Consider the following 14,308-nt stretch of genomic DNA (forward strand, 5'->3'; position numbering starts at 1 on the left):
GGTGTCATACCCCGATTAGTTCGCCATCCCGTAGGCCTGATAAGCGAAGCGCCATCAGGCATTAAACAGGATATCTGGCTATCAATTTTACGGCCCGGGATACCCCGGGCCGTTTTATGCCTGACGATTACACCTCATAATCCAGCTCATCCTGCTTTACCGGCGGGACGATCTGCACCTTCTGCACCCGATGGCTGTCGACCTGCAGCGTGCGCAGCGTATAACCGTCAATCTCAATGGTCTCCCCTACCTGCGGCACATGCTGCAAATACTCCATCAACAGACCGGCAACGGTGTGATACTCACGTTTATCATCCAGCGGCAGCGGAACGTACTGCACCAGGTCCTCCAGCGGCATATGACCATTGACCGTCCACGAACCGTCCTGATGATGCTGAATATCGTGCCGGGCATCGATCTCCTCCACCTCATTGGGCAGATTGCCGGCGATGGTCTCCATCACGTCGCTGAGGGTCACAATCCCCTCGACGGAGCCAAACTCATCGACCACAAAGGCAAAATGGGTGCGGGCCTGGCGGAACTGCTCGAGCGCCGAGAGGAGCGGCAGGCCCTCCGGGAAGACCAGCGGTTGACGCACCAGCGCCTGCAGATCCAGCGGCTCCTGGCGCAGGGACTGCTGGAGCAGGTCAATAACATGCACCACCCCCAGCAGATCTTCATTATCTTTCCCGCCGGTCACCACCAGCCGGGTATGCTGATTTTTCTCCACCAGGCTGCGGATCTCTTCCTCCGGCGCGCTGAGGTTGATGCGCTCGATATCATGGCGCGACGTCATAATACTGCTGACGCTGCGCTGATTAAGGTTCAGCACCCGCTCAATCATCAGTCGTTCCTGCGGATTAAACAGAGGATGTTGATCCTGATCGGCGACCAGCGACGCCGTGTCAGCATCCAGTTCAGCTTTTTCTTTCTGCCCGCTCAGCAGATTCATCACCGCTTCGGTAGTGCGCTGACGCAGCGTCATATTGGCGGAGAGGAAGCGACGGCGGTTAAACTGCGCCAGCTGATTAAGCGCTTCAATCATGACCGAGAAGCCAATGGCCGCATATAAATAGCCTTTCGGAATGATAAAGCTGAAGCCTTCAGCAATCAGGCTGAAGCCGATCATCAGCAGGAAGCTCAGACAGAGGATCACGATGGTCGGGTGGCTGTTAACGAAGCGCGTCAGCGCCTTGCTGGCCATCAGCATCAGGCTGATGGCGATAACCACCGCGGCCATCATCACCGCCAGGTGATCAACCATGCCGACGGCGGTGATCACCGAGTCAAGCGAGAAGATGGCGTCGAGCACCACGATCTGCGCCACGACGGCCCAGAATTTCGCCCCTTTGCGCTGGGTGGGGTTATCGCTGTCTTTCCCCTCCAGCCGCTCATTAAGCTCGACGGTCGCTTTAAACAGCAGAAACAGGCCGCCAAACAGCATAATCAAATCGCGGGCGCTAAAGCTGAAGTCGTGAAAAACAATCAGCGGTTTGGTCAGGGTGACCAGCCAGGAGATAGAGGCCAGCAGCAGGAGACGCATGACCATCGCCAGCATCAGGCCAGTGATCCGCGCGCGGTCGCGCTGGGCGGGAGGGAGTTTCTCGGCGAGGATAGCGATAAAGACCAGGTTATCGATACCCAACACCAGTTCGATAACCACCAGCGTGACGAGACCTGCCCAGATTGACGGATCGGCAATCCATTCCATATGTATTAAAACCTGTACGACTGCGGTATGTGTTACCACGATCATGGATAAGATGAGTCTAAAATGCAATAACGACGCGGATATCGCCCTGCCGTGGATGGATATATTTCCAGTGGATTAAGCGAACCGATAAGAATTATGTTCCGGAAAAGAACAGTGAAAAAATAACACCATGGCGGCCACCATGGAATAAGCTTGCCGATATCAGAACTTTTTCCGCTGCGTTTCAGCGAGGGCGGCAAAAGGGCTTCCTCCCGCGGTTCGTCACGGTGAGCGCGGATGCGCAGAGCAGAAGCGAAGCGCGAAGCCCGCTCACAAAACCGGCAGAATTCATATTATGAAGTGAGTGCAGAATAGGGCGGATCGCAGTTCACCGCCGCGGATTCAGGCTAATATGTCGTCATATCCGGCTGTTTATGCTGAAATATATTGCCTGGCGAAATTTATTATCTATATCTATTCTTTCCAGGCATACGCGCGGCGCGGCGGGGCCGGCGGCCAACAGACCCCGCTAGACGGGCCTCTCAGCCACATCGCGCGGCGCAAAGGAACGAGCCGCTGAATAACCTGAACGAAAATAAGATTATTCTCACTTCTGACTGTTGGTAAAAGGGAGTTGTGTGTATTCTTTTACGTGACAGTGAATTTAAGAATTTGGCGGGCAGATGCCCGGGCAGTATCCGTGTATTATCAGTTCCAATGGATTTGTGACATGTACAATTTTGCAAAACCGCGTGTTTTGCAACCAAACAGGTGAAGATGAATATGGAGAATTTGAAAGCGGTTATTCCGGTCGCAGGACTAGGCATGCATATGCTGCCGGCCACAAAGGCAATTCCAAAGGAGATGCTGCCGATCGTTGATAAGCCAATGATTCAGTACATCGTTGACGAAATCGTCGCCGCCGGGATCAAAGAGATTGTTCTGGTGACGCACTCCTCGAAGAACGCGGTGGAAAACCACTTCGACACCTCCTACGAGCTGGAAGCCCTGCTGGAACAGCGCGTGAAGCGCCAGCTGCTGGCGGAAGTGCAGGCCATTTGCCCGCCGGGCGTGACCATCATGAACGTGCGTCAGGCGCAGCCGCTGGGCCTGGGCCACTCCATCCTCTGCGCCCGGCCGGTAGTCGGCGACAACCCGTTTGTGGTGGTCCTGCCGGATATCATCCTTGACGGCGGCACCGCTGACCCGCTGCGCTATAACCTCGCCGCTATGATCGCCCGCTTTAACGAGACCGGCCGCAGCCAGGTGCTGGCGAAACGCATGCCGGGCGATCTTTCCGAATACTCCGTCATCCAGACCAAAGAGCCGATGGTGGCTGAAGGCCAGGTGGCGCGTATCGTTGAGTTTATTGAAAAACCGGACGAACCGCAGACCCTGGACTCCGATCTGATGGCGGTGGGGCGCTACGTGCTGTCGGCGGATATATGGGCCGAACTGGAACGTACCGAGCCGGGCGCATGGGGCCGTATCCAACTGACCGACGCCATTGCCGAACTGGCGAAGAAGCAGTCCGTCGACGCGATGCTGATGACCGGCGAAAGCTACGACTGCGGGAAGAAAATGGGCTACATGCAGGCCTTCGTCACCTACGGGATGCGTAACCTGAAAGAAGGCGCCAAATTCCGCGAAAGTATTAAAAAACTGCTGGCCTGAGCGCCAGCCTGAAACCGAGCGGCAAGGCTGAAGCATTCGTCCTGCCGCGCAAAACGTTATGCAGAAATTATTCATAACGCGAATGTTATAACGATTGTAAAGAAACGTATGGCTTCGGAGACTTCTGGTAGTTTGTCTCTGGCCTCTGTGGTGCAATGGTCGGAGTAGCGGCAATAATGCTTTATGAATAGTCACTTAGTGCGACAATTCCTAAAGCGCAGGGAAAGCGGTCAACGACAGCCAAAAATAAAACTTGACTGCGATCATGTTTCCGCTTTAAACATCTCACTTGCATGCATGAAAATGTGAAATGAATTGGCATGCGAGCTGGTACAGACATTACGGATAATCCCTGAGCACGGCAGTGGACATCATCGAAGGATCACAGGTATATGAACTGGCAACTCATCTCATTTTTTGGCGATAGCACCGTTTTGCTGCCAAGCGCAGCGGCGCTGTTTATTGTCCTGATGCTGCGTAAAACGTCGCGGTTGCTGGCGTGGCAGTGGAGTTTGCTGTTCGGCATCACCGGCGCTATCGTCTGCGCCTCCAAACTGGCCTTTATGGGCTGGGGTCTGGGTATTCGCGAGCTGGATTACACCGGCTTCAGCGGCCACTCAGCGCTTTCCGCGGCCTTCTGGCCTATCTTCCTGTGGCTGCTCAGCGCCCGTTTCTCCGTCGGTCTGCGTAAAGCGGCCGTTATTACCGGCTATGTTTTGGCCACCGTAGTGGGCTATTCGCGGCTGGTCATCCATGCGCATTCCGTCTCGGAAGTGATTGCCGGCCTGCTGCTGGGCGCTGCTGGCAGCGCTTTGTTCCTGATACTGCAAAAAAGTACTTCTGATTCGGTGTATAAGACTATCCCTTGGGGTGGGGTTGCGTGTCTGATAATGGTTCCGCTTGTCCTGTTACATTCCGGCAGTAAAGCACCGACTCAATCCCTGTTGGGGCAAATCGCCACCGTAATTGGGCCGCTGGATAAACCTTTTACCAGAGAAGACCTTCACAAGCAGGCATGGTAATCTCCATTTGTTTTACAGGAGAAATTAAGTTTTCGCCGGTTAATTAGACAAATAAGAAAATAATCTACTATATACTCGGTAATTGATAATTCATATTTATGAAATAATGAAGTGCTACTACATTGTTATTGCATATTTTCCTGGATATAGCCTTGATCAGACGTTTCTTAAATGCGCTGAGACGTTACCTGATGCACATTCAATGAATATCCAGACACAGGAAACTATTAGAAATTGTAGTTGACTATAACGCCATCATCTGATTTTTGCATGATGATGAGCTATGGGAAAAGATCTTTTTTTACAGACAGTTAGCTGCATGTGTGATGATGTAGCAGTTCCGGGAAGATCTCTAACCCTGGAAGTCAGCGAATAATCTTAATTGGTGACCCGCTTATTTTTTGTCAGTAGAACGACAGGCGGCATTAATTGGCAGATATTCGGTAACAACACTCCCAATTGTGACCGAAATCCCGTAAACTTAACGCCGCCAAAAATAATGGCCTGACCAATTATTCATCCACAGGTCGATAAAAAATTAAGTCGTTCAGGTAGTCAGTGCGCTGGTAGCTGTTAAGCCAGGGGCGGTAGCGTCGCTGAAGCCGCTTGCTGCAGTACAGAGGTTCTCTTCAACGGCTGAAAAATCGTCCCGGTCAGGATGATCGCCCTCACTAGATATCTATCAGTTTTCTACGGATATCCCCAGAAGTTGGCCAGGAGCGGCTGCTGATATCGCCTGGACATTAACTTTCCTGTCTCATCCATAGCCTGTAGGGTAAAATTCGCCTACATTGTGAGCTGAGTGGATGTTATAAGGCTAACAAGCAGCTTAGGGTAAATGTACTTGCCTCGCCGGTGTTGCACAGCGAAGTCAGCTGGTGCCGCGAGCGCTTTCTATCTTGGTATTCCCCTTATTCTCATTGAGATACGACAGCGGGGCTGAAAATGGATCTTGTACAATGATAAAAATTGCGCGCATTGCCGTGACGTTGGGTTTGCTTTCCTCACTGGGAGCTCAGGCTTACGCGGCCGGGTTAGTGGTAAATGACAACGACTTGCGTAACGACCTGGCCTGGCTTTCCGATCGCGGGGTCATCCATCTGAGCCTGTCGACGTGGCCGCTGAGCCAGGAAGAGATCGCCCGGGCGCTGAAAAAGGCCAAACCTTCCTATTCTTCTGAGCAAGTGGTCCTGGCTCGAATTAACCAGCGACTGTCTGCCTTAAAAGCCGATTTCCGGGTCACCGGCTACACTTCAACCGACAAGCCGGGCACTCCGCAGGGGTTTGGCCAGACGCAGCCGGCGGATAATTCGTTAGGCCTGGCGTTCAATAACAGCGGTGAGTGGTGGGATGTCCACCTCCAGGGCAACGTCGAAGGGGGAGAGCGGATCAGCAACGGATCGCGCTTCAATGCCAACGGCGCCTACGGCGCGGTGAAGTTCTGGAACCAGTGGCTCTCCTTTGGTCAGGTACCACAGTGGTGGGGACCGGGCTATGAAGGTAGCCTGATCCGCGGGGATGCCATGCGACCGATGACCGGTTTGCTGATGCAGCGAGCCGAGCAGGCGGCGCCGGAAACCTGGTGGTTGCGCTGGGTAGGCCCATGGCAGTACCAGATCTCCGCTAGCCAGATGAATCAGTACACCGCTGTGCCACACACTAAAATTATCGGTGGCCGTTTCACCTTTACGCCGTTCCAGTCATTAGAATTAGGTGCATCACGTATTATGCAGTGGGGTGGGGAAGGGCGGCCTGAATCACTTAGTAACTTCTGGGATGGTTTAACAGGCAAGGATAATACCGCCGCAAACGATCCCAATGAACCGGGCAACCAACTGGCCGGTTTTGACTTTAAGTTCAAACTGGAGCCAACGCTTGGCTGGCCGGTCAGTTTCTATGGACAAATGATCGGAGAGGATGAGTCTGGTTTTTTGCCTTCAGCAAATATGTTCCTTGGCGGTGTTGAAGGACACCATGGGTGGGGCAAAGATGCGGTTAACTGGTACGTGGAAGCGCATGACACGCGTACCAATATGAGCCGGACCAATTACAGTTATACGCATCATATCTATAAGGATGGCTACTATCAGCAGGGTTATCCTCTGGGTGACGCAATGGGCGGTGATGGTCAACTCGTTGCCGGTAAGGTTGAGCTTATTACGGAGGATAACCAGCGCTGGAGTACACGCTTAGTATACGCGAAGGTCAACCCGGAGAATCAGTCGATCAACAAAGCGTTCCCTCATGCGGATACTCTGAAAGGTGTACAGCTGGGCTGGAGCGGAGATGTTTATCAGTCGGTTCGTCTGAATACCTCTTTGTGGTACACAAACGCGAACAATAGCGACAGCGATGACGTTGGGGCCAGTGCAGGGATAGAGATACCATTTAGTTTATAAGGCTGAATGCTGAAAACAGGGGAGAGAGGGTGGTAGCGCTGCAGGACGCAGTCAGCTTTTATCTTTCCACAAGCCGGCAGGGAAGTAACGGCTATGACAGCTGCTCAGGAATTGGCAAATTTTGATTTACTGATGATGTGACATTATGAAGAAAAAACTTGTTAGATTTTCGGCATTAGCATTGGCAATTGGGTTTTTATCGGGTTGTACGATTATTCCTGGGCAGGGATTAAATAGCCTGCGTAAGAATGTTGTAGAACTTCCGGACAGCGACTACGATCTGGATAAACTGGTCAATGTGTACCCAATGACACCTGGCTTGATCGATAAACTGCGCCCGGAAAGCGTAATGGCACGTTCTAACCCTCAGTTAGATAGTTTGCTCCGAAGTTATGAATATCGCATAGGAGTGGGCGATGTGTTGATGGTTACGGTATGGGATCACCCGGAACTAACCACGCCTGCAGGCCAGTACCGTAGCGCCAGCGACACCGGTAACTGGGTAAATGCAGACGGTACCATTTTCTATCCTTATATCGGTAAAGTTCAGGTGGCTGGTAAAACGCTGAGCCAGGTGCGCCAGGAAATTACTAGCCGACTTACCACCTATATTGAAAGCCCGCAGGTAGATGTGAGTATTGCTGCATTTCGGTCGCAAAAAGTATATGTCACTGGTGAAGTAACTACATCGGGTAAACAAGCGATAACTAATATCCCACTAACAGTAATGGATGCGATTAATGCCGCGGGCGGATTGGCTGCCGATGCTGACTGGCGCAATGTAGTGCTGACGCATGACGGCAAAGATACTAAAATTTCCTTGTATGCCTTAATGCAAAAAGGGGATTTAACACAGAATCATCTACTATATCCTGGCGATATTCTGTTTGTACCCCGTAATGACGACTTGAAAGTCTTCGTGATGGGGGAAGTAGGTAAACAGAGCACCATGAAAATGGATCGCAGTGGTATGACGCTGGCTGAAGCATTGGGTAATGCTGAAGGCATCTCTCAGTCGATGAGCGATGCAACGGGGATTTTTGTAGTTCGTCAACTGAAAGGCGATAAACAAGGTAAGATCGCAAATATCTATCAATTAAATGCGCAGGATGCTTCGGCAATGGTTCTGGGAACGGAGTTCCAGTTAGAACCGTATGATATCGTATACGTGACTACAGCTCCTTTGGTTCGCTGGAACCGTGTCATTTCTCAGCTTGTCCCAACAATCACCGGTGTTCATGATATGACAGAAACAGTTCGTTATATTAAGAGATGGCCCAACTAATGTTTGATTCAATTTTAATCGTATGCACGGGGAATATTTGCCGCTCACCGATTGGTGAACGATTATTACGCCGGGCATTACCAAATAAGAAAATTGATTCTGCCGGAGTCGGAGCGCTGATAGACCACGCAGCTGATGCTTCTGCAATTCGGACGGCTGAGAAACATGGTCTGTCCCTTGAAGGCCATAAGGGAAGGCAATTTACTCCTGCTCTAGGAGGGCAGTACGATTTAGTATTGGTAATGGAGCGTAGCCATCTAGAACAGGTTAGCCGAATTGCACCAGAAGTCCGAGGCAAAACTATGCTGTTTGGTCACTGGTTGGAAGGCAAAGAGATCCCAGATCCTTATCGTAAAAGCGACGAGGCATTTGATTCTGTATATCAGTTAATTGACATTGCCAGCCAGCGTTGGGCTGCCAAATTGAGTGGATAATTTTCAGGAAACACTGTATGACTTCAGTCACAACAAACAAACCGGCAACACCGGATTCTGATGAAATCGATCTGGGGCGCCTTATTGGTGAGTTGATCGATCATCGAAAATTAATTATTGCTATAACGACCGGGTTTACAGTACTTTCAGTACTTTATGCGCTATTAGCTACTCCGATCTACCAAGCAGATGCACTAATTCAGGTGGAGCAGAAACAGGGAAACGCGATCTTAAGTAGTTTGAGTCAGATGTTACCTGATGGCCAGCCGCAGTCAGCTCCGGAAATAGCCTTATTACAGTCTAGGATGATACTTGGTAAGACTGTGGATGATTTGAACTTACAGGCACAGGTAAGACCAAAATATTTTCCTCTTGTAGGCCGCGGTTTAGCACGAATTATGGGTGATAAACCAGGGAATATTGCTATTAGTCGCATTTATTTACCTAGTCGAGGTGATGATGAAAGTGCGCCAAAAGTTATTCTTACTGTGAAAGATGATAAACATTATCTGGTTGAGGGCGATGATTTTAGTGCTAATGGTACTGTAGGGACGTTACTTAATGAACATGGCATCTCTCTTTTAGTTAACTCAATTGATGCAAAACCGGGCGATAAGTTCACTGTTAGCCAGTTGACGAGATTGAAAGCTATTACTGATCTTCAGGAGATCTTTAGCGTTGCCGATCAAGGTAAAGACACTGGGATGTTGGAGCTAACATTAAGTGGAGATAATCCTGAGCTGATATCTCGCATACTTGATAGCATTAGCCAGAACTATTTGACCCAGAATATAGATCGGCAAGCTGCGCAGGATGCAAAAAGCTTAGAGTTCCTAAATGAACAATTGCCGAAAGTTCGTAGTGATCTGGATATTGCAGAAGATAAGTTAAATGCTTATCGCAAACAGAAAGACTCTGTTGACCTAACCTTGGAGGCTAAATCAGTTCTGGAGCAAATTGTTAATGTTGACAATCAACTTAACGGCTTGACTTTCCGTGAAGCGGAAATATCACAACTATATACCAAAGAGCACCCGACCTATAAAGCATTAATGGAGAAGCGACAAACACTGCAGGAAGAGAAATCCAAGCTCAATAAACGGGTGAGTAGCATGCCATCTACGCAGCAGGAAGTATTACGTTTGAGTAGGGATGTAGAGTCCGGTCGTGCTGTGTATTTACAGTTGTTGAATCGTCAGCAAGAACTAAATATTGCTAAATCAAGTGCTATTGGTAATGTGCGGATTATAGATAACGCAATAACTGAACCTGATCCCGTAAAACCCAAAAAAGTGTTGGTGGTTGCAATTGGCATTATTTTGGGCCTGTTTGTTTCGATCAGTCTAGTACTGGTAAAGGTTTTCTTACGTCGTGGTATTGAATCCCCTGAACAACTGGAAGAGATCGGTGTCAACGTTTATGCTAGCGTTCCAGTTTCGGAGTGGTTGGCAAAAAATAACCGTAAATCTAAGCAATTACGTAAGAATGAATCTGATGCTCTGCTCGCAGTAGAGAATCCGGCTGATTTGGCGGTTGAGGCCATTCGTAGTTTACGCACTAGTCTACATTTTGCGATGATGGAAGCCAAAAATAACGTGCTTATGATTTCCGGTGCTAGTCCTAATGCAGGTAAAACATTTATCAGCAGTAACCTAGCGGCAACTATCGCATTAACCGGGAAAAAAGTGCTGTTCATAGATGCTGACTTACGTAAAGGCTATGTATACAAAATGTTTGGCCGTAAGCAGGATAAAGGATTGTCAGAGATCTTAGCTGGACAAGTGGCTGCAGAAACAGTGATCGAAAAAGTTACTGGCGGTGAGTTTGATTATATCGGTCGTGGGCAAATTCCTCCGAATCCTGCAGAATTGCTCATGCATCCACGTTTTGAAAAATTATTAAAATGGGCAACTCAAGTTTATGATTTAATCATCATCGATACTCCACCAATTTTGGCTGTTACCGATGCTGCAATCATTGGTCGTTATGCTGGTACATCTTTATTGGTTGCACGCTTTGAAGAAAATACTGCGAAAGAAATTGAAGTTAGTATGAAGCGATTTGAACAAAGTGGTGTAATTGTAAAAGGCTGTATTCTAAATGGTGTCGTGAAAAAGGCTAGCAGCTATTATGGCTATGGCTATAACCATTATGGTTATTCTTATTCTGATAAAAAACACGATTAATTTTATACTCTGGACTCTATGCAATGTAGAGTCCACCTATTTTCTCCAGAATATTTCCCGCCCTTTTTATCTACCCGTGTCGATGAGGGAATTATGACGCATTTTTCAAAAAACGTAAGTTGTAGCGTGGCGTTGGCTTTGGCGGACTTCGTTAGCTTTGTGCTTTCGTTGTACTTGGCATTAGGAGTACTTTCGGTAACTCTACCTGATTTCCATCAGCGAGTTCCAAAAAACCAAATAGAGGGGTGGATTGGACTGCACTGGTTATTAGGGGCGTGTTGCGTAGTATGGTATGGTGTTCGTTTACGTCATTATTTTTACCGTAAAACTTTTTGGTTCGAATTAAAAGAGATATTACGTACTCTGGCTATTTTTGCAGTAATAGAAATGGCTGTGATGGCATTTGCCAACTGGTATTTTTCCAGGTATGCATGGCTTTTGACTTGGCTTTTTGCAGCTGCGTTGGTGCCTTTTGTAAGGATGTCAGTCAAATATGTGCTAAATACTTTTGGGCTTTGGATGCGTGATACCTGGATTATTGGTAGCGGGAAGAATGCACAGGAGGCATATAAAGCAATTAATAGTGAAAATAATCTGGGGTTAAATGTAGTTGGATTTATCAGCAATGCTGAGGATAATAAATTAGGCATGATGATTGATGGTATTCAAGTTATTCAGTCTGATACTACTTGGATAAAAAATATTGATAAAAGGGCACAGTTCATTGTTGCAGTTGAGTCCCACCAAAGTGATATCCGTAATAAATGGTTGCGCGAATTTATGATTCGTGGATATCGCTATGTATCGGTAATTCCAACTCTACGCGGTATGCCATTAGATAGCACTGACATGTCATTCATCTTTAGTCATGAAGTAATGATATTTCGAGTTCAGCAAAATTTAGCTAAATGGTCATCGAGAATTCTTAAGCGTACATTTGATATTGTTGGGGCTCTGGGAATAATTCTTCTTCTTTCGCCATTATTAATTTATATTAGTAGAAAGGTAAGAAAGGACGGCGGTACAGCTATATACGGGCATGAGCGTGTAGGTAAGGGTGGTAAACCATTTAAATGCCTCAAATTCCGTTCAATGGTTGTAAATTCTAAAGAAGTATTAGAAGAGCTGTTGGCAAATGATCCAGAAGTAAAAGCAGAATGGGATGCAACTTTCAAACTGAAAAACGATCCTCGCATTACTAGTATTGGTCATTTTTTACGTAGGACAAGTTTGGATGAACTTCCTCAATTGTTCAATGTGCTTAAAGGGGAGATGAGTTTAGTAGGGCCACGGCCGATCATTACAGCGGAGTTAGAGCGATATAACGATGAGGTCGACTACTATCTATTAAGTAAACCTGGGATGACTGGGCTATGGCAGGTGAGCGGGCGTAGTGATGTCGATTATGATACTCGTGTGTACTTGGATGCGTGGTATGTAAAAAACTGGTCTATGTGGAATGATATCGCAATCTTGTTCAAAACCATAAATGTTGTATTAAAAAAAGATGGCGCTTATTGACCTTTATTTTGTGAGAAAGAAAATGGGAAAAAAGAAAATATTATTTGATACTCGTTGGATAGGTGAGCATGGTATAGGTAGATTTGCTAAGGAAGTTAGAGACTCAAAATTAACTATACAGGACTTAAAACTACCATGGAAACCTACAAATCCGCTTGATACAATATTATTGACTATTTATTTAATTTTTAAAAAAGATATCTATTTTTCACCTGGATACAACGCGCCTTTTTTTTTCCTTAAACGATCTATAATCACGATTCATGATCTTAATCATATAGATATTCCTTATAACAGTTCCTTTCTTAAAAGAATTTATTATAAGTTTGTGCTTAAAAGAGCTTGCAGAAAAGCGTTATGTATACTAACCGTATCTGAATTTTCTAAGAAGAGGATTTGTGAATGGTCGGGTCGAAACGCGGATGAAGTTTTTGTAGTAGGAAATGGAGTGTCCAAAGAGTTTCTTATAAATCACCCAACACCCAAGAAAGAACAAATATTAATGGTTGGTAACAGGAAAAAACATAAAAATGAATTGAATGCACTAATAGCTTTTTATAAGTCAAATATACCCTCATCGGTTAAGCTAGTTTTTACAGGTTCTATTACCAATGAATTAGATATAATTATCGATCGTAACAGGCTTAGGGATAGGGTATCTTTTCTTGGTACAGTATCAAATACTAAACTTGCCGAGTTATATAGAGAATCCTTATTTTTGCTATTTCCTTCGTTATATGAAGGTTTCGGTCTCCCGATAGTGGAGTCAATGGCTTGCGGAACTCCAGTTATAATCTCTAATAGCACATCTTTACCTGAAGTTGCTGGAGGGGCTGCTATTATTGTAAACCCAGATGATGTAGAGGATATAAAAGATAAAATTGAAAAATTATATCATGATGCAGAACTTCAAAATAAACTTATCGAAAAGGGTCTTTTAAATATTGAAAGATATACTTGGGAAATGACTCGCAATAAATTTGAAACAATAATGAATAGATATATTTAACTTTGTTCATAAATAAAAATATATTTATGGAGAGATTAGATGAAAAAAATGTTGATAATACTCATAGCCGTTTTTAATCCGTGCTACTCCTTCGAATTAGGTATTGGAACACATTTTTCCTCTTATCCGGGGCAACCGGATAAATATCTTCGGCTCATCAAATCTTATGGTTTTACATCAATTAGAGATGACTATACGTGGAATAAAATTGAAGACGTCAAGGATGATTTTAATTCACGTGGTAAAATTGCTAAAGTTGATAAGGCTATAAATCAAGCTGCATCTTTCAATATAAATACTTTAGTCGTATTGGATTATGGTAATAAACATTATAACTCTAATTATTATCCAAATACTGAAGAGTCTTTAAACGCTTATAATAGGTATGTTGAATGGACAGCCAGACATCTAAAGGGGAAAGTAAAATATTATGAGATTTGGAATGAATGGACAATAGGTACAGGGATTAAAAAAGATGGGAAAATCCCACCATCGGTTGATGATTATTATAATTTAGTAAAACTAACCAGTGCCACGATCAGGAAAGAAGATCCTAATGCTATTATTCTGGCGGGGTCAATTAATCCATTATCCGATAAACCTAGATTTATCGGCGTAAGTGATGAGCAATGGATAACGGCTTTAATAAAAAAAGGGATGCTGGAGTATATAGATGGGATTTCATTACATCCATATTCATATGCTAATAGTTCGGAAAGTCTACGAACTGTTAAAGGAAATATAGATGCTATTGATTCTTTTCATGATAGGATTAAACTGATTTCGGGGAAAGAAATTCCTTTTTATATTACTGAAATGGGAGTGCCTACCCATTATGGCCATGGAGGAGTTTCACTTGATGAACAGAGTGATTTTATAAACGAGTATTCGCGTGAAGTAATGAATAGAAAATATATCAAAGGGCTTTGGTGGTACGACTTAATAAACGATGGTGGTAACATTTTAAATAAAGAAGATAATTTTGGTTTCTTCTATGAAAATTTATCTCCGAAACCAGTTATGCAGGATTTTAAAAAAAACCTCATATCTAAGTGAATGCTCATACCATGTATAGAAGGTGGTGA

The 14,308-nt window shown here is 45.8% G+C and carries 9 protein-coding genes and 1 pseudogene; 9 read left to right on the forward strand and 1 reads right to left on the reverse strand.

Annotation, left to right across the window (positions count from 1 at the left end; genetic code table 11):
* Positions 1-127: 127 nt before the first annotated feature.
* Complete coding sequence (locus DR88_RS04940) at positions 128-1,711, reverse strand: TerC family protein (protein WP_004151147.1); 1,584 nt, start codon at positions 1,709-1,711, stop codon at positions 128-130.
* 759 nt (positions 1,712-2,470) lie between these two features.
* On the opposite strand from DR88_RS04940, the pseudogene galF reads away from it, so the two are divergent.
* The 9 genes and pseudogenes from galF to DR88_RS04905 all read left to right on the forward strand — a co-directional run bounded on the left by galF (position 2,471) and on the right by DR88_RS04905 (position 14,279).
* Positions 2,471-3,444: pseudogene (gene galF, locus DR88_RS04935) on the forward strand (GalU regulator GalF).
* A gap of 315 nt (positions 3,445-3,759) precedes the next feature.
* Complete coding sequence (locus DR88_RS04930) at positions 3,760-4,389, forward strand: phosphatase PAP2 family protein (protein WP_004144170.1); 630 nt, start codon at positions 3,760-3,762, stop codon at positions 4,387-4,389.
* Positions 4,390-5,348: 959 nt separating this feature from the next.
* The gene (locus tag DR88_RS04925) at positions 5,349-6,788 is read left to right on the forward strand and encodes a capsule assembly Wzi family protein (RefSeq protein ID WP_025861885.1); all 1,440 of its coding nucleotides are present in this window, start codon (positions 5,349-5,351) and stop codon (positions 6,786-6,788) included.
* Positions 6,789-6,933: 145 nt separating this feature from the next.
* A complete protein-coding gene (locus DR88_RS04920; RefSeq protein WP_004144168.1) occupies positions 6,934-8,073 on the forward strand; it encodes a polysaccharide export protein in 1,140 nt (379 codons plus the stop codon).
* Positions 8,073-8,507: an arsenate reductase/protein-tyrosine-phosphatase family protein gene (locus DR88_RS0126565; protein WP_071531382.1), complete on the forward strand. Its 435-nt coding sequence runs from the start codon at positions 8,073-8,075 to the stop codon at positions 8,505-8,507. The genes DR88_RS04920 and DR88_RS0126565 overlap by 1 nt, the downstream gene beginning before the upstream one ends.
* Before the next feature lie 17 nt (positions 8,508-8,524).
* On the forward strand, positions 8,525-10,693 hold the full coding sequence (locus tag DR88_RS04915) for a polysaccharide biosynthesis tyrosine autokinase (RefSeq protein ID WP_004149036.1): 2,169 nt from the start codon (positions 8,525-8,527) through the stop codon (positions 10,691-10,693).
* Positions 10,694-10,786: 93 nt separating this feature from the next.
* Positions 10,787-12,214, forward strand: a complete 1,428-nt coding sequence (gene wbaP, locus DR88_RS04910) for an undecaprenyl-phosphate galactose phosphotransferase WbaP (RefSeq protein ID WP_025861883.1) — start codon at positions 10,787-10,789, stop codon at positions 12,212-12,214.
* The gene (locus DR88_RS28535) at positions 12,201-13,223 is read left to right on the forward strand and encodes a glycosyltransferase family 4 protein (RefSeq protein WP_004144164.1); all 1,023 of its coding nucleotides are present in this window, start codon (positions 12,201-12,203) and stop codon (positions 13,221-13,223) included. The genes wbaP and DR88_RS28535 overlap by 14 nt, the downstream gene beginning before the upstream one ends.
* Before the next feature lie 39 nt (positions 13,224-13,262).
* Positions 13,263-14,279, forward strand: a complete 1,017-nt coding sequence (locus tag DR88_RS04905) for a cellulase family glycosylhydrolase (protein WP_004149030.1) — start codon at positions 13,263-13,265, stop codon at positions 14,277-14,279.
* Positions 14,280-14,308 lie beyond the last annotated feature (29 nt).

The organism is Klebsiella pneumoniae (genome assembly GCF_000742135.1).
Lineage (GTDB): Bacteria > Pseudomonadota > Gammaproteobacteria > Enterobacterales > Enterobacteriaceae > Klebsiella > Klebsiella pneumoniae.

Excerpts from the sequence above, each read along its gene's own strand:
- DR88_RS04905 (WP_004149030.1), top strand. The coding sequence starts at position 13,263 with ATGAAAAAAATGTTGATAATACTCATAGCCGTTTTTAATCCGTGCTAC.
- DR88_RS04930 (WP_004144170.1), top strand. The coding sequence starts at position 3,760 with ATGAACTGGCAACTCATCTCATTTTTTGGCGATAGCACCGTTTTGCTG.
- DR88_RS28535 (WP_004144164.1), top strand. The coding sequence starts at position 12,201 with ATGGCGCTTATTGACCTTTATTTTGTGAGAAAGAAAATGGGAAAAAAG.
- DR88_RS04940 (WP_004151147.1), bottom strand. The coding sequence starts at position 1,711 with ATGGAATGGATTGCCGATCCGTCAATCTGGGCAGGTCTCGTCACGCTG.
- DR88_RS04920 (WP_004144168.1), top strand. The coding sequence starts at position 6,934 with ATGAAGAAAAAACTTGTTAGATTTTCGGCATTAGCATTGGCAATTGGG.
- DR88_RS0126565 (WP_071531382.1), top strand. The coding sequence starts at position 8,073 with ATGTTTGATTCAATTTTAATCGTATGCACGGGGAATATTTGCCGCTCA.
- DR88_RS04925 (WP_025861885.1), top strand. The coding sequence starts at position 5,349 with ATGATAAAAATTGCGCGCATTGCCGTGACGTTGGGTTTGCTTTCCTCA.
- DR88_RS04915 (WP_004149036.1), top strand. The coding sequence starts at position 8,525 with ATGACTTCAGTCACAACAAACAAACCGGCAACACCGGATTCTGATGAA.
- wbaP (WP_025861883.1), top strand. The coding sequence starts at position 10,787 with ATGACGCATTTTTCAAAAAACGTAAGTTGTAGCGTGGCGTTGGCTTTG.